This window comes from Methyloversatilis sp. RAC08 (assembly GCF_001713355.1).
In the GTDB taxonomy this organism is placed as follows: domain Bacteria; phylum Pseudomonadota; class Gammaproteobacteria; order Burkholderiales; family Rhodocyclaceae; genus Methyloversatilis.
Map to the genome: position 1 here is coordinate 2,258,622 of NZ_CP016448.1, position 19,049 is coordinate 2,277,670.

The following is a 19,049-nucleotide window of genomic DNA, read 5'->3' on the forward strand; positions in this document are numbered from 1 at the left end:
GACGTTATCGAGTAGCCTGGGTCGGAGCACGACCTCCACGAAAAGATCATCCCATGAACGAGCAGCACGTCTTCGAAGGGACTGATAACGCGTACGGCACGTCGCTGTCCGAACAGATGAAGTGGTTGCACGAGCACGCGCTGCTGCGACATCCCGAAGTGCACCGGATCGCCATCGCCCTGTACGACGCGCGCCACGAACTGCTCAAGACCTATGTCAACAGCAGCGACGTGCAGCATCCGATGTCGCTCTACCAGAAACCCCTTGCAGCCTCGTCATCGCTGACCGAACTCGCCACCCGCCACAGCACGCGGGTGATCAGTGACCTGGCCAGCCTGCCCGAGCCGCACGCCGAACACACACGCTGGTTGCTCGAGCACGGGTATCGCAGCAGTTTCACGGTACCGCTGTTCCAATCCGGCGTGCTGTTCGGCTTTGTCTTTTTCGATTCGCGCGCGCCGGGCGCTTTCGACGGCGCGCTTTCGCTGGATCTCCAGATCTACGTTCAACTGTGCCGGATGTCGGTGCTCAACGTGATCAACCTGTCGCATGCCGTTGAAGGCATGGTGAAGGTCGCGCGCGGGCTGGCACATCTGCGCGACATCGAAACCGGTCGTCATCTCGACCGGATGTCCAGCTACAGCCGTCTGATCGCACGCGGCGTATCGGATCATTTCGGCTTCGGCGACGAGTTCATCGAACATGTCTATCTGTTCTCGCCACTGCACGACATCGGCAAGGTGGGCATCGCCGACAGCATCCTGCTCAAGCCGGGCAAGCTCACGGACGAGGAACGCGAAATCATGAAGGGGCATGTCGATCTTGGTGTGCAACTGGTCGACGAAGTGATGCAGGACGCCGGCCTGGGCTCGACCGAATATGTTTCGGTGATGCGCAATGTAGTGCGTTGCCACCACGAATTCATGGATGGCAGCGGCTACCCGCGTGGACTGTCCGGTGAGGCCCTGCCTGTGGAAGGACGCATCGTCACGATCGCCGACATCTTCGACGCATTGACGACGGAACGACCCTACAAGAAGCCCTGGAGCAACGAGGACGCGCTGGCTGAACTGCATCGCATGCGTGATGCCGGCAAGCTCGATCCTCGATGCGTGGCCGCACTGGAGGACAGCGGCGACGAAGTGCGGGCGATCCAGCAGAAATTCGGTCTGAACGCCTGATCTGCGCACGCGGAAGTCGCACGCGTAAGTTGCTCGCTACCGGCCTGTCCCAATGCGATCCCATCTCGAGCCAGTCGGCTAAGGCCGGCGCTTCGACCCGACCGGGTCAGACCGAGCTGGCGGCGCAGTTTCGCGACGCCGGCTGTCACATTCCCGTAAGCAGTGAAGCCGAAGGCGGCATGGGCAGCGCACTGGCGCATGCGGCGCGCGACATCGATCTTCCCGCCCATCTTCCCCGCTGACAGCGGGCGCGCGTGACACCCGTGTGACCATGCCCGCAAGGTGTCGCCGACCGTCGCTGCTGGCGCGCCCGGGTCTGCAAAGGTTCATAATCGCGCTACTCGTTTCGTCAGGTATGCGCGATGCCGAACGTCGATTCGTCTGCAGCCCCTGCCGGTGATCCCGGTACATCGCTGACCGAGCAGATGCGCTGGCTGCATGCCCGGGTGCGTCATCATCATCCGCAGGTGCACCGCATCTCCATCGCCTTGTACGACAGCCGGCACGACACGCTGAAGACCTATGTCGACAGCAGCGACGTGGCCGACCGACTGACCCTGTACGAGCGCCCGCTGGCCGATGTCCCTTCGCTGTTCGAGCTGGCGCACAACCACTCTGCGCGGGTGATTGACGACATGGCGCAGTTGCCGCAGCCGCACGGCGAACACACGCTGTGGCTGCTGTCGCATGGCTACCGCAGCAGCTATACGGTGCCGCTCTACCAGTCGGCGAAGCTGCTCGGCTTCCTGTTCTTCGATTCGCGCAGACGGGGGCTCTTCGACAGCCGGTTGCTGCATGAACTGCAGATGTACGTTCAGTGGTGCCGACTGTCGGTGCTCAACATGTTCAACCTGTCGCAGGCGGTCGCCGGGATTGCGACGAGCGCGGGCGCAAGGGCGCACCTGCGCGACATCGAGACCGGTCGTCACCTCGACCGCCTGTCGAGCTACAGCCGCCTCATTGCGAAGGCCGTCGCGCCGCAGTTCGGGCGCGACGACGAGTTCATCGAACACGTATATCTGTTTTCCCCGCTGCATGACGTCGGCAAGGTGGGTGTCGCCGACTACGTGCTGCTGAAGCCCGGGCCGTTGACCGACGAACAGCGCATCGCCATGCAGGAACATGTGGCACTGGGGGCACGGCTCATCGAAGAAATGATGCAGGAGGGCGGCATTGTCTCAACGCCGTATTTCCAGGTGCTGAAGAACATCGTGCGCTGCCACCACGAATTCCTGGACGGCAGCGGCTACCCGCAACGCGTTGCGGGTGATGCGGTACCGCTGGAAGCGCGCATCGTTGCGACCGCCGACATCTTCGACGCGCTGACGTCGGTACGCCCTTACCGCACGCCGTGCAGCAACGACGAAGCACTGGTCGAACTGAGGCGCATGGCCGACGCAGGCCAGCTCGATCCGCACTGCGTGTCGGCACTCGCCCGCTCGCCTGGCGGCGTGACGGGCATCCAGCAGAAATTCGGCCTGACCGCCTGACCGGGCGCAGACGCTAATTCGAGCCCGTGTCGATCCAGCCTTCGCAGGCCGGTCGGTGCACATTGCGCACCAGCATCCAGTGCTTGAGCGCGCCACCGCGCTCGCGCGGCCATCGCGTTTCGCGATGGTCGAGTACCGTGAATGCTTCCTTGTCGATCTGCTGGCCGCGCAGCGCCCTGAGCTGTTCGCGGTTGTAGGCGCAGACCGATGACTGCAGCTGCTGGATCGACCGCGTGAGGCTGTGCCGTTCCTGCATCGTTTCACTGCCTGTTTCCGGCTGTGGAAACAGCGGAAGTTTGACCGTGAGCACGCCGTCCATGCTCTCGAAAGGCAGTTTCACGGTATCTCCGACGGCGGGGGGTGCGGCCTGCGTGGTCGTCACGCAGGCGAATGAAGCGAGGACAAGCAGGTGTTTCGGGTTCATCGGACGACGGGTCGGTTGGACGTGGTGCCGATGGTACCCAACATTCAGCCGCCGCCCTGTGCCCGCGCAAGTTCGAGCATGTCGCGCGCCTCGACCGAATCCGGTTGTGCCATCAACCAGCCGCGGCAGTGTCGGGCCAGTTCGTCCCAGCGCTGTTCGTGCTCGAACTGCACCGCCCGAAGGAAGGGCGCTTGCGTGGCGCCCGGCTCAGCCCAGAACGGCGCCTGATCGGGCAGGCGTGGCTTGATGCCTGCCGCCAGTACCTCGGGTACCCAGTCGGCCGGGATGGCGAAGAACATGCTTTTGTCCGGACTGAGCTTGTAGAAGGTCAGGATGCCGATGAGCCGTCCCTCGTGGTCGAACAGCCCACCGCCGGAGGCCCCTGCGGCAAAGGCTGCGCTGCCGCGCAGCACGCGGCTGCCATCCATCGCATACAGCTGCTTCACCTCGCCCACGTCGTAGGCGAAGCGCCCTGCGGTGAAGCCCAGGCTGAACACCACGTCGCGCTTGCTGACCTGGCTGGACGGAATCAGCGGCGCGGCGCGCGTGCCGATCTGGTCCGACTTCAGGATGCACAGGTCGCGCCGGTAGTCGGCCGCGACCAGATCGACAGTCAGCGCCTCGCCGGTCTGCACCACGACGCCATGCGTCGCCTCGCCGAGCACATGGCAGCTGGTCGCCAGCAGGCCCGGGCCGACCATGACCGCCGATCCGCTCGAGGTACCGCGTGCGCTTTTCGCGTACAGCTGGAATACCGTGCGGGCCGCGCCCGGCACGCGCTCGTACAGGGCGTCGTTCGACACCGCCGTGTCATCGGCCGGGGCCCATGCACACAGCGCGCTGAGACAGATTGCTGCCGACAATCGCTTCATGGAACCCCCTGCAATGGCTGGATCGGATCACTAGCGCTTGGTGTCGCCAATCGGGCAACGGTTCCGTTACCGCCCCGCGCGCCTCAGTCGTTTACCATCCGCCGATGAACGCCACGCTGATGACTGCTCCAATGACGCCGGACGCCCTGACCGGCTGGCAGGCCCGCATCGCCCTCGACTACCGTCTGTCCGGCGGCCGCAGCGTGCTTGCGCGGCGCGAACACGTCGGTCCGCTGCGCGTGCAGAAGGCGCTCTATCCGGAAGGCGACGCGGTATGTCACACCCTGCTGCTGCATCCGCCGGGCGGCATCGCCGGCGGCGACGCGCTGCAGACGGACATCACCGCCGACGACTGCGCGCATGCGCTGATCACCACACCGGGCGCGACCAAGTGGTATCGCAGCGCCGGACCGGCGGCGCAGTCCGGCCTGTCGCTGCACGTCGGCGTCGGTGCCTGCGTCGAATGGCTGCCGCAGGAAGCCATCGTGTTCGACGGCGCGCGGGCGCACATCGCCAGCCGCATCGAGCTCGATGCCGGCGCGCACTTCATCGGTCTGGATCTCTATTGCCTCGGCCGCACGGCCAGCGGCGAGCGCTTTTCCCGCGGCGAACTGAAGCTCGACACCCGCATCACGCGCGCCGGCAGGACGCTGTGGCTGGAGCAGGCGCGGCTGGATGGCGATGCGCCGCTGCTGCTGTCGGCCGCCGGACTGGCCGGTGCGCCGGTGTTCGGTACGCTGCTGTGCGCAGGTTTCGACGCCGACGACGCCTTGCTCGCCGCCTGCCGTGCGCTGCCCTGTGCCCAGGGCGACGGTGGTGTCACCCGCTTGCCCGGTCTGCTGGTGGCGCGTTACCGCGGGGCCTGCAGCCAGTCGGCCCGGGCATGGTTCGTGCATCTGTGGTCTCTGGTGCGACCGGCAATGACCGGGCGAGCGGCGCAGCCGCCCCGGATCTGGGCGACCTGATGGCCGATGGACAAGCTGTTCGACACCTCTGAAAGCGGAAGAAAAGAACAACGATGGAACTGACGCCACGCGAAAAAGACAAGCTGCTCATCTTCACCGCGGCCCTGCTCGCCGAACGCCGGCGCGCGCGCGGGCTGAAGCTGAACTACCCGGAAGCGGTGGCATTGATCAGCGCCGCCATAATGGAAGGTGCGCGCGACGGTCGCAGCGTGGCCGAGCTGATGAGCTTCGGCACGACCCTGCTCGGCCGTGACGACGTCATGGAAGGCGTGCCGGAAATGATTCCGGACATACAGGTGGAAGCCACTTTCCCCGACGGCACCAAGCTGGTGACCGTCCACCAACCCATACAGTGAGGCGCTTCGGTGAGCGATGAGGAAGTCGAGCTGGCCCGTCGTCTGGCGCGCTTCAAGCTGAGCGTGCGTCGTACGCTCGGCGTGTCGGTCAATCTCGACGCGCTGCTGGTCGACCTCGACTACCGCACCCGGACCTTGTCCGAAATCGAAGAACTGACCGACGACGAAGAACTGCTGGTGAACCTGCTGCTGGTGCGCGACCTGCTGTCGAGGAAGCGCGACAGCGCGGAGGACGAAGCGGGCACCAAGGCCGTGCGTGATTACCGTTTTGGTGCGCGCTCGGGATGAGGCGACGGATGCGCAAGCCTTGCGTAGCGGCCAGCGCGAAGTCGTTGTTGGGCATCGCTGCGCTCACCCCAACCTACGGGTTCTCGCCGTACGCGACGGGTTTCGTAGGTTGGGGTGAGCGAAGCGATGCCCAACATCCCCGCCTGCAAAACCGCACGACAGATATGAAGCCAGTCAGGAACAACACATGATTCCCGGACAGATGCAGGTCGCCGACGGCGACATCGAACTTAACGCCGGCCGCGCGACGGTCACGCTCGACGTGCGCAACACCGGCGACCGGCCGGTACAGGTCGGTTCGCACTACCACTTCGCCGAAACCAACGATGGGCTCGAGTTCGACCGGGCTGCAGCGCGAGGTTTTCGGCTGGACATCGCGGCCGGCACCGCGGTGCGTTTCGAACCTGGCCAGCTGCGCACCGTGCAGCTGGTCGCACTGGCCGGCGACCGCAGGGTTTTCGGATTTCAGGGCCGCGTTCAGGGCCCGCTTGACCCCCTTGGAGACAGGACATGATCAGAACGACAGTGGCGCTTGTGGCGCTTTGGAGCAGTGCGGCCTCGGCACACGATGGCGAACATCACGGCAGCCTGCTTGCCACGCTGATGCATCTGGTCAGCCAACCCGATCATGTCGCGATGATCGCCGCTGCGGCCATCCTTGGCGGCGTCGGTGCAATGCTGATGCGCCGGCGTGCCCGTGCGGGGCGTCGCATGTTCGGCAAGCAGTGAGCTGGTGATCACGTTCCGATGAGTACGCGGATCAGCCGGCAGGCCTATGCGGAAATGTTCGGCCCGACCACCGGCGATCGGGTGCGGCTGGCCGATACCGGACTGTGGATCGAAGTCGAACGCGACTACACGATCTACGGTGAAGAGGTGAAGTTCGGCGGCGGCAAGGTGATCCGCGACGGCATGGGTCAGAGCCAGCGCATGAGCGTCGACGTGATGGACACCGTCATCACCAATGCGCTCATCGTCGACCACTGGGGCATCGTGAAGGCCGACATCGGCCTGAAGAACGGCTTCATCGCCGCCATCGGCAAGGCCGGCAATCCGGACATCCAGCCCGGTGTGGATATCGTGATCGGCCCGGGCACCGAAATCATCGCCGGCGAAGGCATGATCGTCACCGCGGGCGGCATCGACAGCCACATCCATTTCATCTGCCCGCAGCAGATCGAAGAGGCGCTGATGTCCGGCGTCACGACGATGCTGGGCGGCGGCACCGGGCCGGCCACCGGCACCTATGCCACCACCTGTACGCCCGGTCCGTGGCACATCCATTCCATGCTGGCCGCGGCCGAAGCCTTCCCGATGAACCTCGGCTTTCTCGGCAAGGGCAACGCCTCGTTGCCCGGTCCGCTGCGCGAACAGGTCGAAGCGGGCGTGATCGGGCTCAAGCTGCACGAAGACTGGGGCACCACGCCGGCCGCCATCGACAACTGCCTGTCGGTGGCCGAAGACATGGATGTGCAGGTCGCCATCCACACCGACACGCTGAACGAATCCGGCTTCGTCGAAACCACCATCGCCGCGTTCAAGGACCGCACCATCCACACCTTCCACACCGAAGGCGCGGGCGGCGGCCATGCACCGGACATCCTGCGCGCGGCGTCGATGCCCAACGTGCTGCCGTCATCGACCAACCCGACGATGCCTTACACGGTCAACACCATCGACGAGCATCTCGACATGCTGATGGTGTGCCACCACCTCGATTCCGCCATCGCGGAAGACGTGGCCTTCGCCGAAAGCCGCATCCGGCGCGAAACGATTGCCGCGGAGGACATCCTGCATGACCTGGGCGCCTTCTCGATGATGTCGTCCGACTCGCAGGCCATGGGCCGGGTCGGCGAAGTGATCATCCGCACCTGGCAGACGGCGCACAAGATGAAGCTGCAGCGCGGCGCATTGAGCGACGCATCCGGCACCTCGCCGGCGGCCGACAATTTCCGTGTGCGCCGCTACATCGCCAAGTACACGATCAACCCGGCCATCACGCACGGCATCGGCCACATCGTCGGCTCGATCGAGCCCGGCAAGCTGGCCGACCTGGTGCTGTGGAAGCCGGCCTTCTTCGGCGTCAAGCCCAGTCTGATCCTGAAGGGCGGCATGATTGCCGCTGCCGCGATGGGTGACCCGAACGCGTCGATTCCGACACCGCAGCCGGTGCACTACCGGCCGATGTTCGGCAGCTTTGGTGGCGGCCTGCGTACTTCGCTCACCTTCGTGTCGCAGGCGGCGCTGCACAACCCGCAGGTCGCTGCGCTGGGCCTCGCCAAGCGGCTCGAACCGGTGCGCAATACGCGTTCGATCCGCAAGTCCGACATGGTGCTCAACAGCTGGCAGCCGCAGATCGACGTCGATCCGGAAACCTACGCCGTGCGCGCCGATGGCGAACTGCTGGTGTGCGAGCCGGCCGAGGTGCTGCCGATGGCCCAGCGCTATTTCCTTTTCTGACGCGGATGGTTTTCTTGCCGCCGCATCCGCGGTAGACACCCACATGCTGCTGATCGAAACCTTCGCGCCGGCCGACGCCGTGCCGGCCGAAACACTGACGCTGTCGTTCGAGCTGCGCGCCAAATGCCGGCTGCGCACGCACCTCGATTCGGGCGAGGAGGTCGGACTGTTCCTGCCGCGCGGCACGATACTGCGCAGCGGCGACCGGCTGGCCGGCAACGACGGCCGTGTCGTGCAGGTCATTGCCGCGGCCGAAACGGTGACCGAGGCGCGCAGCGCCGATGCGCTGATCGTTGCGCGGGCGGCCTATCACCTCGGCAATCGCCATGTCGCGGTCGAGGTGCAGCCCGGCCTGCTGCGGCTGGCGGCCGACCATGTGCTGGCGCAGATGCTGGTTGGTCTCGGACTGGCCGTGAGCGAAACCCGCGCGCCGTTCGAACCGGAAGCCGGCGCTTACGGTGGCCAGCCGGCGCACCACACGCACGCCCACGCGGAAGAAACCGGCGCGAAGCTGCATCTGTTCGGTGGCTCTGCGTGACCCCCCTTGCGCTCGTCCGTCTGCTGCATCTGGCCAGCCCGACGCTGCCGGTCGGCGCGTTCAGCTATTCGCAGGGGCTCGAATGGCAGGTGGATTGCGGCGCGATCCGTCACGAGGCGGATGCCGGCGACTGGATACTGGCCGTGCTCGACGCCGGTGTCGCGCGCTTCGAACTGCCGCTGCTGGCGACGCTGATGCGCGTCTGGTCAACGGCCGATCATGCAGCGCTTGCGGCACTCAACGACGACTATCTGGCCAGCCGCGAGGCGTCCGAGTTGCGCGCCGAAACCGTGCAGATGGGCTATTCGTGCACGCAGTTGCTGAAGGCGCTCGACGCCTGTCGCGGCGTCGCCGATTTGCTGGCGGACATACGCGAGCCGGCGTTTCCCACCGCCTGGTCCGGCGCTGCGGTGGCGCTCGATGTACCGGTCGGGCCCGCGCTGACCGCCTGGACCTGGGCCTGGGCGGAGAACCAGGTGATGGCGGCGATCAAGGCGGTGCCGCTCGGCCAGACCGCCGGCCAGCGCCTGCTGATGATGCTGGGCGAGGCCATCCCGTCGCGCGTCGACGCCGCCATCGACCTGCCGCGCGCAGACTGGAGCAACTTCGCGCCCGGTCTGGCGATCGCCAGCTGCCGGCACGAAACGCAGTATTCGCGGTTGTTCAGATCATGAAGCGCGCCTGTGGGAAAGGCTTGCTCGCCGCGATTGGCATCGGCCCTGTGGGAGCGGCGGCCTGTGGGAGCGGCCCCTGTGGGAGCGGCGGCCTCGCCGCGATCCTCACTTCGATCTGCGACCATCGCGGCACGATCGCGGCGAGGCCGCCGCTCCCACAGGCCGCCGCTCCCAGATGGACAACGCCCACAGCGGCTGCGCCATCGCCCCTCTGACGAAAGGTATACATCATGACTTCACCCACTCCCCGCCCGCCGCTGCGCGTGGGCATCGGCGGCCCGGTCGGTTCGGGCAAGACGGCGCTGACGCTGGCGCTGTGCCTTGCGCTGCGTGAGCGCTACAACATCGCGGCGGTGACCAACGACATCTACACCGAGGAAGACGCGCAGTTTCTGGTGCGCAACCAGGCACTGCCGCCGGAACGCATCATCGGCGTGGAAACCGGCGGCTGCCCGCATACGGCGATCCGCGAGGACGCGTCGATCAATCTGGAAGCGGTGGCGCGCCTGAACGCCCGCTTTTCCGGGCTGGACGTGATCCTGATCGAATCCGGCGGCGACAATCTGGCGGCCACCTTCAGTCCTGAACTGTCCGATCTCACGCTGTACGTCATCGACGTGGCGGCGGGCGACAAGATTCCGCGCAAGGGCGGGCCCGGCATCTGCAAGTCCGACCTGCTCATCATCAACAAAATCGACCTCGCGCCCATGGTCGGCGCCTCGCTCGAGGTGATGGAACGCGACGCGAAAAAGATGCGCGGCGAGCGGCCGTTCGTGTTCTCGAACATGAAGACCGGTCACAACCTCGACTTCATCATCGCCTTCATCGAGCGCGAAGGCATGCTGGGCCAAGTCTGAAACCCGAACGAGATCCGGGTGATATTCGCGTGAGCACCGGTTGAACCCCGGGCTGCTGCACCGCAATAGCCGCGTTGCCGCTACACTCGCGCAACTTTTTCGCAAGGTGGGCGCGTGAAGATCATCATTCTGGGCGCGGGTCAGGTCGGCTCGTCGGTCGCCGAAAATCTGGCGTCGGAAGCGAACGACATCACCGTTGTCGATACCGACGCGGAGCGTCTGCAGGCGTTGCAGGACCGGCTGGACCTGCGCGTGGTGTTCGGCAACGGGGCCAGTCCGCTGGTGATGCGCCAGGCCGGCGCCGAAGATGCCGACCTGCTGATCGCGGTCACCGCGTCCGACCAGACCAATCTGTGCGCCTGCCGCATCGCGCAGACGCTGTTCAATCTGCCCACCCGCATCGCCCGCCTGCGCTCGATCGACTATGCCGACTACCCGCAGTTGCTTGATGACGACAACTTCGCGGTCGATTTCTCGATCTGTCCGGAACAGGAAGTCACCGACTACCTGAAGCGGCTGGTCGCCTTTCCGGAAGCGCTGCAGGTGATCGAATTCGGCAAGGGCCGGGTGACCATGGTGGCGGTCCGTGCGGTCGGCGGCGGGCCGCTGGTCGGCGGGCCGGTGAAGGCGCTGCGCCAGCACCTGCCGGGCATCGACGCGCGCATCGCGGCAATCTACCGGCGCAACAACGCCATCATTCCGGACGGAAACACCGTGATCGAACCGGGCGACGAGGTGTTCTGCCTGGCGGCCAGCGAACACATCCGCGCGGTCACGGCCGAGCTGCGCCGGCTCGACAAGCCGATGCGCCGCATCATGATCGCCGGCGGCGGCAACATCGGTTTCCGGCTCGCCACGTCGCTGGAAAAGGACTACGAACTCAAGCTGATCGAACACTCTCGGGTACGCGCGGAATTCCTGTCCACCCATCTGCGCAGTACGCTGGTGCTGGCTGGCGATACCACCGACGAGGTGTTGCTGGAAGCCGAGAACATCGACGACATGGACCTGTATCTCGCGCTGACCAACGACGACGAGAACAACATCATGTCCAGTCTGATGGCCAAGCGCATGGGGGCGCGCCGCGTCGTCGCGCTGATCAACCGCAAGGCCTACGTTGACCTGGTGCAGGCGGGCGCCATCGACATCGCCATATCGCCGGCCCAGGTGTCTATCGGTTCGCTGCTCGCCCACGTGCGCCGCGGCGACGTGGTCGCGGTGCACAGCCTGCGCCGCGGTGCCGCCGAGGCGCTTGAACTGGTGGTGCATGGCGACCGCAAGACGTCGAAGGTGATCGGCCGGCGGATCGAGGAAATCGGTCTGCCCGAAGGTGCGCTGATCGCCGCCATCGTGCGCCGCACGGACCGGCCGGTCACAATAGGCGTGTCCGATCAGGCGGTGCAGGAGACGCACGACGTGGTGATCATTCCGCACCACGACACGGTGATCGAGCCGGAAGATCACGTGATCGTGTTCTGCTCCAGCCAGAAGCTGGTGTCACGCGTCGAACGGCTGTTCCAGGTCGGCTTCGGGTTTCTCTGATGTGGTCGGTCATCAATGTACTGGGTCGCCTGCTGATCGTGTTCAGCGCGGCCTACCTCGTGCCGATCGCCTGTGCGCTGATCTATGACGACGGCTCGGCGATGCCCTTCGTCGACGGCATGGCGATCAGTGCCATCAGCGGACTGCTGCTCTACCTGGGCACGCGCGGCCGCTACGCCGAACTCAAGCCGCGCGACGGCTTCATGCTGGTCAGTTCGGCCTGGCTGTGCATGGCGGTCATCGCCACGGTGCCCTTCATGCTGACGCTCGACTCGCTGAGCTTCACCGACGCGCTGTTCGAGGCGATGTCGTCGCTGACCACGACCGGCGCCACCACGCTGGTCGGGCTCGACACGCTGCCGCCGGCGCTGAACCTGTGGCGCCACCTGCTGCAGTGGCTGGGCGGCATGGGCATCATCGTGTTCGCGGTCGCCATCCTGCCGCTGCTCGGTGTCGGCGGCATGCAGCTGTACAAGGCCGAAATGCCCGGTCCGATGAAGGAAAACAAGCTGACGGCCCGCATCACCGACACCGCCAAGGCGCTGTATTCGATGTACATCGGCCTGACCATCCTGTGCATCCTCGCGCTGAAGCTGGCCGGCATGGACTGGATAGACGCCATCTGCCACGGCTTTTCCGCGCTCGGGCTGGGTGGGTTCTCGACCCGGGACGCGAGCATCGGAGCCTTCGATTCGGTCGCCATCGAAGGAGTGCTGATTCTGTTCATGATCTTTGCGAGCATGAACTTCGCGACCCACTTCATCGCCTTCCAGCGCCGCTCCATCGGGCCCTATCTGCGCGATGCCGAAGCCAAGTCCATCCTGCTCGTGCTGGGCGGCAGTTTCATCGGGCTGACGCTGTACATCCACTTTCAGGATGTGCACGAGGACTTTTTGCTGACGGCGCGCCACGTGGCGTTCAACCTCGTGTCGATCGCGACCAGCAGCGGGTACGCCAGCACCGACTACGGAACATGGCCGCTGTTTGCACCGCTGTGGATGCTGTTTCTGGGCGCGATCACCGCAAGTTCGGGTTCGACCGGCGGCGGCATCAAGATGATGCGCACCCTGGTGCTGATGGGTCAGAGCCGGCGTGAAATGGTATGCCTGATCCATCCTGCGGCGGTGCATCCGCTGCGCGTCGGCCGCACGCCGGTGTCGGATCGCGTGGCGCAGGCGGTGCTCGGTTTCATCTTCGTGTACTTCATGAGCATCGTGCTCGTGACCTTCGTGTTGCTGCTGTCCGGCGGCGATTTCCTGACGGCCTTCACGGCTGCGTTCTCGTGCATCAACAACATCGGTCCCGGTCTGCAGGAAGTCGGTCCGGCCACCAATTTCTCGTCGCTGACAGACTTTCAGACCTGGGTGTGCAGCTTTGCCATGCTGCTCGGGCGTCTTGAGGTGTTTTCGCTGCTCATCCTGTTTACGCCGGGCTTCTGGCGCAAGTAGTGCCGCCTCGCCGACCGGCGGCCGCATCGGCTATCCTTGCTGCCTGCGAAAACCGCTCGAACCAACCCTCCGGGACTCACCATGGCCGCTCCCCGCAACGACTCCTTCCTGCGCGCTCTGCTGCGCCAGCCGACCGATCACACGCCGATCTGGCTGATGCGCCAGGCCGGCCGCTACCTGCCGGAGTACTGCGCGACACGTCGGCGCGCCGGCAGCTTCCTGCAACTGTGCAAGTCGCCGGCCATGGCCTGCGAAGTCACGCTGCAGCCGCTTGAGCGTTTCCCGCTAGACGCCGCCATCCTGTTTTCCGACATTCTGACCGTGCCCGACGCGATGGGGCTGGGCCTGTACTTTGCCGACGGCGAAGGCCCGAAGTTCGAGCGTCCGGTGCGCTCGGAAGCCGCCATCCATGCGCTGCGCGCGCCCGATCCGCACGCCGAGCTGCGCTATGTGGTCGATGCCGTCAGCGAAATACGCCGCGCGCTCGACAACTCGGTACCGCTGATCGGCTTCTCGGGCAGTCCGTGGACACTGGCCAGCTACATGGTCGAAGGCGGGGCATCGGATGACTACCGTCACCTGAAGACGCTGATGCTGGACCGCCCCGATCTGCTGCACCACCTGCTGGGCGTCACCGCGCAGGCGGTCACCGACTACCTGAATGCGCAGATCGAAGCCGGCGCTCAGGCGGTCATGATTTTTGATTCCTGGGGCGGCGCGCTGTCGGCGCACGGCTATCTCGAATTTTCGCTGGCTTACATGCAGCGCATCATCGCCGGTCTGAAGCGCGAGCACGACGGCGAGCGCGTGCCGGTCATCATGTTCACCAAGGGCGGCGGCCAGTGGCTCGAAGCGCAGGCCGAGGCCGGCGCCGACGCACTCGGGCTCGACTGGACGACCGACATCGGGCTGGCGCGCCAACGCGTGGGCCACAAGGTCGCGCTGCAGGGCAATTTCGATCCGACAGCGCTGTTCGCGCAGCCGGCATCGATCGCGCGCGAAGCCGAGCGCATTCTCGACAGTTTCGGTCCGCACCCGGGCCATGTGTTCAATCTGGGTCACGGCATTTCGCAACACACGCCTCCGGAGCACGTTTCCGCGCTGGTGGAAGCCGTACACCGCCACAGCCGGTCGATTCGCGCCGCTGCAGGCGTATAAACCGCGTCCTGCGGCGCTTTGCGCAAGGCGTGCAAAAGTGCCGCAGGGGTTGACTTATGCACAGTCAGCCGCTCAAGGCGCCGGCACGCCACAGACGGACAAGCTATTTATTTCTTGACGGCCAAGTTATTGGTTTTAATGGATAATTTTTTTTCTTGACGCCTGTTCAAAAATTTGGTGGAAAAACGGTCCGGTCAAGTCACTGATTGCAACGAAGTTTCCCACAAAGTTATCCACAGCCTTTCCGCGCCTCAAACCCGTGTCGCCTGAGTGGCTTGCGGCCCGGATCGATCAGTCTTCTTGAACGATATGCCGCAAGTGACTGAATCCATTGATAGCGCCCGACAGGCCTTGGATAGCGCGGTGCGGCCACCGTCCGGTTCCTTGTTGCAGGTGGCGCTGGCGCGCCCGATTCCGACGCTGTTCGACTATGACGCGTCGGCCTTCCCGCAGGTCGAACCCGGCTGTCGTGTCCGGGTACCGTTCGGCCGCAGCGAAGTCTGGGGCATCGCCTGGGGCTGGCGTGCCGACGCTGACCTCGACCCGGCGCGCATCAAGCCGCTGCTTGCCGTCGACACGCGCAGCGTGCCGCTTCCGGCCAGCTGGCGCGCGCTGGTCGATTTCGTCGCGCACTACTACCAGCAGCCGATAGGCGAAGTCGCCGCGATGGCGGCACCACCGGCGATCAGCGCCACGCGCGCGCAGCGCGCGGTGCGCCGGTTGCGCGCCACCGACGCCGGCCGCGCCGCGCTCGACGCCCTGCCGGCGCGCGACGTCGGTCGCAAGCTCATCACCGCGCTGATCAGTGCCGGCTCGCTGAACGAGGGCGAACTGCGTGCGCTGTCTGCGCGCGCCGGTGCAGTGATGCAAACCCTGCTCGAACGTGGCCTGATCGAAATCGCGCTGGCCGATGCGCCAGCCGAAGGGGGACATGCGCTGGGCACCGACCAGGCCAGCGCGCTTGCGGCGCTGCTGGAGCGCCCCGGCTACGCGGTCAGCCTGCTGCATGGCGTGACCGGCAGCGGCAAGACCGAGGTCTATCTGCGGCTGATCGAGACGCAGATCGCCGCCGGCCGGCAAAGCCTGCTGCTGGTGCCCGAAATCGCGCTGACGCCACAGCTGCAGGCGCGTGTCGCGGTGCGTTTTCCGCGTGCCTGCCTGCACGTGATGCACAGCGAAATGAGCGACGGCGCGCGCGCCATGGCCTGGGCGGCCGCGCAGTCCGGCGAGGCGGACATCGTGCTCGGCACGCGGCTGGCGGTGTTCGTACCGCTGCCGCGCCTGGGTTGCATCGTGCTCGACGAGGAGCACGACGCCTCGTTCCGGCAGACAGAAGGCGTGCGCTATTCGGCGCGCGACGTCGCGATATGGCGCGCGCGCGCGGAAAACGTGCCGATCGTGCTGGGCAGTGCGACGCCGTCGCTGGAATCGCTGCGCCACGCCATCGACGGTCGCTATCGCTGGCTGCGTCTCACCACGCGCGCCGGTGAAGCCAGTCTGCCGACGGTGAAACTGATCGATACGCGCGTGCAGCGCGCCGAAGAAGGCCTCAGCACACCCATGCTCAAGGCCATCGAACAGCGGCTGGAACGTGGCGAACAGAGCCTGCTGTTCATCAACCGGCGCGGTTACGCGCCGGTGCTGAGCTGCCCGGCCTGCGGCTGGGCGGCGAGTTGCACACAGTGTTCGGCCCATCTGGTGCTGCATGCGGTGGATCGCCGGCTGCGCTGTCACCACTGCGGCGCCGAAGGTCCGGTGCCCCGGGCCTGCCCGACCTGCGGCAATCAGGACATCCAGGGCTATGGCCGCGGCACCCAGCGGCTGGAAGAAACGCTGGCCAGCCGCTTCCCGGCGGCGCGCCTGCTGCGCATCGACCGCGACAACGTGCGCGGGCGCGAGCACTGGCAGCAGCAGCTCGATCTGATCCGCTCGGGCGCGGTCGATCTGGTGGTCGGCACGCAACTGCTCGCCAAGGGGCACGATTTTCCCGGCATCACGCTGGTTGGCGTGGTCGGCGCCGATGCGTCGCTGCACGCCGCCGACTTCCGCGCGCAGGAGCGGCTGTTCGCGCAGCTGATGCAGGTCGGCGGCCGCGCCGGCCGGGCCGGCACAGCCGGCGAGGTGCTGATCCAGACGGCACAGCCGGACCATCCGCTGTTCGCTGCGCTGCGCGCGCACGACTTCGACGGCTTCGCGCGCAGCCAGCTGGCCGAACGCGCCCAGCTCGGCCTGCCGCCGCACGGCTTCCAGATCATGCTGAGCGCCGACGCGCCCGAGCTGGCGCTGGCCACCGAATTCCTCGCGGCCGCCCGTCGCGCCGCGCTGGCGCTCGACGTCGGTGGCGTGCGGGTGTACGACGTGGTGCCGATGCGCATGGTGCGCCGCGCCGGGCGCGAACGCGCCCAGCTGGTGGTCGAATCGCGCAGCCGCCCGCCGCTGCGAGCGCTGCTCATTCCGTGGCTCGACAACCTGTACCGCCTGCGCCTCGCGCGTGGCCTGCGCTGGCACATCGACGTCGATCCGCTGGAGGTGTAGTCACGGCGCGAGCGTGCTTGCGGATGGTGGGCAAATGGCGAGGTTTTTGTGGGAGCGGCGGCCCCTGTGGGAGCGGCGGCCTCGCCGCGATTGATGCCGCGATGATCGTTGATCAACGCGCCTATCGCGGCGAGGCCGCCGCTCCCACAAAACCGGCGCCGCTCCCACAGGGGCCGCCGGTCACACGGGGCCCGCAGGCGATCAACGTGCGGCGTCGGTGATCTGCGGCGTCTCGGCGGGCGGGTCCTTCGGCGGCCAGAAGAAATCGCGCGGGCGGGTCAGGAAGCGCCGGGCGAGCTTCACCGACAGGCCGCGCGTGTGTTCCGGCTGGATGCCGCGCGAGCGCAGTGCCACCCGCATCGCGAGGCTGAAGCTCACGGTCAGGTTGGTCAGGCCGATCAGCACGACACCGAGCGCACCGATGGCGATGGCGTGCCAGTCGACATCGAAGCTCAGTGCTTCGAGGCCGTAGGCGAGATTGGCGGACGCGAACGCGACGTGGCGGATGTCCAGAGGCAGCCCGAGCAGGGTGCCGATGACCGGCGTGCTGCCGAGCATGCAGCCGAACAGGAAGTTGCCGGCCAGCGCGCCCAGATTGAGTTCGATGTAGCGGGCGAAGCGGGCCAGCCTGGCTTCACCGAGCAGGGTGCGCAGCCACTTCACGCGCAGCAGGCGTTCCGGCACGCGGTGGTACAGCGACTGGTTGTCGTAGTAGCCGGAAATCAGGCCGCTGAGGAACAGGAACACACCGGCGATCGCCGCATGCAGGATGGCGAGGCTCTGCCACGGGTGCAGGTCGTGCAGCAGATGGGCGCCCTTGACCGGATCTACCGGATGCCAGTCGATGAACTGGCCCGCCGTCATGGCGATGGACAGCGCCATGATGAAGCCGATGCTGACGTTGCCGGCGATCGATATCCACTGCGTACGGCTGACCTGCGCCGCCAGTTCGACCAGCACGCCCAGGCGCGCGTCGCGGCTCTGCGTGCCGTCAAGTGACGCGGCCAGCGTGGCTGCGGTCATCGCCGGCTGCTTGGTCGCGATGGTCAGGTGCAGGATGTGGATCAGCACGAAGCCCAGGCCGTAGTCGAGGCTGTAGGCGACGGCTTCCCAAACCGGCGGCAGCCCGAGTCTGGAAATCAGGATCTTGATCAACGCCATGGTGCCGATGATCACGCCGGCACCGGCCGCGGCGCGGAACATGGCGACAAACTCGCTGCGCGTGCCCGTCACATAGTGTTCGCCCGAGCGGCTGGCCTGTTCGGTCACGCGCCGCGCCAGCAACTGGGTGGTGCCGGTGAACAGGTCACGCAGGCTGTTGCGGCGATTTTCCTGCTGTACCAGACGCAGGAAGAAGTCGATCGCGCGGGCGCGCAGGGTCGAGCGGTCATCGGCCGCATCGGGCAGCGCCAGGATGCGCAGCAGGCGCAGGCGGTCGGCGATCTGTTCGATGCGCGCCAGCAGAAACACCAGATTCACGCCCACACCGGCTTCGCGCGAACGCCGCCTGATCGTGTCGAGATAGCTGCTGCACTGATCGAGCAGCACCTCGAAATGACCGTCGTAAGGTTGTGGCGTTTCGCTGCCGGCATGCAGCCGGATCAGTTCGCGCACCTCGTCGCTCTGCGCGAGAAAAGGCGATTCGTGCCGCGCCAGCGCCGGCATGTAGCGCAGCAGCGCCGGTTCCATGCCGAGTGCGGCCAGCCGGTGCGAGGCCATGCGCATGGCTTCGAACAGTTCGTGCCGGCACTGCCGGCGCGCCGCGGCGAAGGCCTCGCCATCAAGATCCAGCCGCTCGAACAGCGTTTCCCAGTCTTCGCGCGGAATGGCCACCATCCACTCGCCGTCGTCGGAAGCGTCGAATACTTCGCTGAACAGATCGCGCAGGAAGTCGTCATTGATCGCCGGCGGCAGCATGCGGCCGAGCACGCGGCTGACGAGGCCGCTGAAGAAGCCCTGGTTGGCCAGCACGCCGGATTCGGAATACAGCGTGCGGTGCATGCGCGATACCAGCACCGTCTTCAGATAGTGCGACAACGCGCTCGCGAGCTCCGGGCGGCTGGCGAGCAGGCGCAGCAGGCCGTGAAAACGCGATTCGGCAGCGGCCAGGCCTTCGCGGCCGTGCGGGCGGATCAGCGCGACCAGGCGGGTCAGCCGGTCACCACTGCTGTCGTCCGGGCGGCGCGCAGCGTCTTCAAGCAGCGCCAGCAGGGCCGACGTGTAAGCGTTGTTGGCAGAGGTCATGCGAAATCCATGCGGAA

General features: G+C 66.1%; 18 protein-coding genes. 15 read left to right on the top strand and 3 right to left on the bottom strand.

The genetic code is table 11. From position 1 onward, the window contains the following. The first annotated feature begins 53 nt into the window (after nucleotides 1-53). Both BSY238_RS10455 and BSY238_RS10460 read left to right on the top strand, forming a co-directional pair. Complete coding sequence (locus tag BSY238_RS10455) at nucleotides 54-1,181, top strand: HD domain-containing phosphohydrolase (RefSeq protein WP_069039089.1); 1,128 nt, start codon at nucleotides 54-56, stop codon at nucleotides 1,179-1,181. 362 nt (nucleotides 1,182-1,543) lie between these two features. Further along, complete coding sequence (locus BSY238_RS10460) at nucleotides 1,544-2,671, top strand: HD-GYP domain-containing protein (RefSeq protein WP_069039090.1); 1,128 nt, start codon at nucleotides 1,544-1,546, stop codon at nucleotides 2,669-2,671. Between the two features lie 13 nt (nucleotides 2,672-2,684). Here BSY238_RS10460 and BSY238_RS10465 read toward each other — a convergent pair whose 3' ends face one another. Next, on the bottom strand, nucleotides 2,685-3,011 hold the full coding sequence (locus BSY238_RS10465) for a hypothetical protein (protein ID WP_150123935.1): 327 nt from the start codon (nucleotides 3,009-3,011) through the stop codon (nucleotides 2,685-2,687). Between the two features lie 128 nt (nucleotides 3,012-3,139). Beyond that, nucleotides 3,140-3,898: a S1 family peptidase gene (locus BSY238_RS10470; protein ID WP_223300091.1), complete on the bottom strand. Its 759-nt coding sequence runs from the start codon at nucleotides 3,896-3,898 to the stop codon at nucleotides 3,140-3,142. Between the two features lie 188 nt (nucleotides 3,899-4,086). Between BSY238_RS10470 and BSY238_RS10475 the strand changes: the two genes are divergently transcribed. From BSY238_RS10475 to BSY238_RS10540, 13 genes are all read left to right on the top strand, one after another. Then, the gene (locus BSY238_RS10475) at nucleotides 4,087-4,932 is read left to right on the top strand and encodes an urease accessory protein UreD (RefSeq protein ID WP_069040607.1); all 846 of its coding nucleotides are present in this window, start codon (nucleotides 4,087-4,089) and stop codon (nucleotides 4,930-4,932) included. Nucleotides 4,933-4,985: 53 nt separating this feature from the next. Further along, complete coding sequence (locus BSY238_RS10480; RefSeq protein WP_069039093.1) at nucleotides 4,986-5,288, top strand: urease subunit gamma; 303 nt, start codon at nucleotides 4,986-4,988, stop codon at nucleotides 5,286-5,288. A gap of 9 nt (nucleotides 5,289-5,297) precedes the next feature. After that, nucleotides 5,298-5,576 (top strand): hypothetical protein, encoded by a 279-nt coding sequence (locus tag BSY238_RS10485; protein WP_069039094.1) that lies wholly within the window; start codon nucleotides 5,298-5,300, stop codon nucleotides 5,574-5,576. 187 nt (nucleotides 5,577-5,763) lie between these two features. Further along, nucleotides 5,764-6,090, top strand: coding sequence for an urease subunit beta (locus BSY238_RS10490; protein WP_069039095.1), 327 nt, complete (start codon nucleotides 5,764-5,766; stop codon nucleotides 6,088-6,090). After that, nucleotides 6,087-6,305 (top strand): hypothetical protein, encoded by a 219-nt coding sequence (locus BSY238_RS10495; protein ID WP_069039096.1) that lies wholly within the window; start codon nucleotides 6,087-6,089, stop codon nucleotides 6,303-6,305. Before BSY238_RS10490 ends, BSY238_RS10495 begins: the two co-directional genes overlap by 4 nt. An 18-nt stretch (nucleotides 6,306-6,323) precedes the next feature. Beyond that, nucleotides 6,324-8,036 carry an urease subunit alpha gene (gene ureC / locus BSY238_RS10500; protein WP_069039097.1) on the top strand — a complete coding sequence of 571 codons (1,713 nt, stop codon included), beginning with the start codon at nucleotides 6,324-6,326 and terminating at the stop codon, nucleotides 8,034-8,036. Between the two features lie 43 nt (nucleotides 8,037-8,079). Further along, nucleotides 8,080-8,574, top strand: a complete 495-nt coding sequence (ureE, locus tag BSY238_RS10505; protein WP_069039098.1) for an urease accessory protein UreE — start codon at nucleotides 8,080-8,082, stop codon at nucleotides 8,572-8,574. Further along, complete coding sequence (locus tag BSY238_RS10510; RefSeq protein WP_069039099.1) at nucleotides 8,571-9,248, top strand: urease accessory protein UreF; 678 nt, start codon at nucleotides 8,571-8,573, stop codon at nucleotides 9,246-9,248. The genes ureE and BSY238_RS10510 overlap by 4 nt, the downstream gene beginning before the upstream one ends. A 230-nt stretch (nucleotides 9,249-9,478) precedes the next feature. Then, the gene (ureG, locus tag BSY238_RS10520) at nucleotides 9,479-10,105 is read left to right on the top strand and encodes an urease accessory protein UreG (RefSeq protein ID WP_069039101.1); all 627 of its coding nucleotides are present in this window, start codon (nucleotides 9,479-9,481) and stop codon (nucleotides 10,103-10,105) included. Nucleotides 10,106-10,219: 114 nt separating this feature from the next. Next, nucleotides 10,220-11,647: a Trk system potassium transporter TrkA gene (gene trkA, locus BSY238_RS10525; RefSeq protein ID WP_069039102.1), complete on the top strand. Its 1,428-nt coding sequence runs from the start codon at nucleotides 10,220-10,222 to the stop codon at nucleotides 11,645-11,647. Continuing rightward, on the top strand, nucleotides 11,647-13,095 hold the full coding sequence (locus BSY238_RS10530; protein ID WP_069039103.1) for a TrkH family potassium uptake protein: 1,449 nt from the start codon (nucleotides 11,647-11,649) through the stop codon (nucleotides 13,093-13,095). Before trkA ends, BSY238_RS10530 begins: the two co-directional genes overlap by 1 nt. A gap of 81 nt (nucleotides 13,096-13,176) precedes the next feature. Next, nucleotides 13,177-14,253, top strand: a complete 1,077-nt coding sequence (hemE, locus tag BSY238_RS10535; RefSeq protein ID WP_069039104.1) for a uroporphyrinogen decarboxylase — start codon at nucleotides 13,177-13,179, stop codon at nucleotides 14,251-14,253. Nucleotides 14,254-14,616: 363 nt separating this feature from the next. Then, nucleotides 14,617-16,788, top strand: coding sequence for a primosomal protein N' (locus tag BSY238_RS10540; protein WP_223300092.1), 2,172 nt, complete (start codon nucleotides 14,617-14,619; stop codon nucleotides 16,786-16,788). 201 nt (nucleotides 16,789-16,989) lie between these two features. Here the strand turns inward: BSY238_RS10540 and BSY238_RS10545 are convergent, their stop codons facing one another. After that, nucleotides 16,990-19,032 (bottom strand): site-specific recombinase, encoded by a 2,043-nt coding sequence (locus tag BSY238_RS10545; RefSeq protein ID WP_069039106.1) that lies wholly within the window; start codon nucleotides 19,030-19,032, stop codon nucleotides 16,990-16,992. Nucleotides 19,033-19,049 lie beyond the last annotated feature (17 nt).

What these genes read in the sequence shown, in the direction of transcription:
- BSY238_RS10455 (WP_069039089.1), top strand. Translation starts at nt 54, where the DNA reads ATGAACGAGCAGCACGTCTTCGAAGGGACTGATAACGCGTACGGCACG.
- BSY238_RS10460 (WP_069039090.1), top strand. Translation starts at nt 1,544, where the DNA reads ATGCCGAACGTCGATTCGTCTGCAGCCCCTGCCGGTGATCCCGGTACA.
- BSY238_RS10475 (WP_069040607.1), top strand. Translation starts at nt 4,087, where the DNA reads ATGACTGCTCCAATGACGCCGGACGCCCTGACCGGCTGGCAGGCCCGC.
- BSY238_RS10480 (WP_069039093.1), top strand. Translation starts at nt 4,986, where the DNA reads ATGGAACTGACGCCACGCGAAAAAGACAAGCTGCTCATCTTCACCGCG.
- BSY238_RS10490 (WP_069039095.1), top strand. Translation starts at nt 5,764, where the DNA reads ATGATTCCCGGACAGATGCAGGTCGCCGACGGCGACATCGAACTTAAC.
- BSY238_RS10495 (WP_069039096.1), top strand. Translation starts at nt 6,087, where the DNA reads ATGATCAGAACGACAGTGGCGCTTGTGGCGCTTTGGAGCAGTGCGGCC.
- ureC (WP_069039097.1), top strand. Translation starts at nt 6,324, where the DNA reads ATGAGTACGCGGATCAGCCGGCAGGCCTATGCGGAAATGTTCGGCCCG.
- ureE (WP_069039098.1), top strand. Translation starts at nt 8,080, where the DNA reads ATGCTGCTGATCGAAACCTTCGCGCCGGCCGACGCCGTGCCGGCCGAA.
- ureG (WP_069039101.1), top strand. Translation starts at nt 9,479, where the DNA reads ATGACTTCACCCACTCCCCGCCCGCCGCTGCGCGTGGGCATCGGCGGC.
- BSY238_RS10530 (WP_069039103.1), top strand. Translation starts at nt 11,647, where the DNA reads ATGTGGTCGGTCATCAATGTACTGGGTCGCCTGCTGATCGTGTTCAGC.
- hemE (WP_069039104.1), top strand. Translation starts at nt 13,177, where the DNA reads ATGGCCGCTCCCCGCAACGACTCCTTCCTGCGCGCTCTGCTGCGCCAG.
- BSY238_RS10545 (WP_069039106.1), bottom strand. Translation starts at nt 19,032, where the DNA reads ATGACCTCTGCCAACAACGCTTACACGTCGGCCCTGCTGGCGCTGCTT.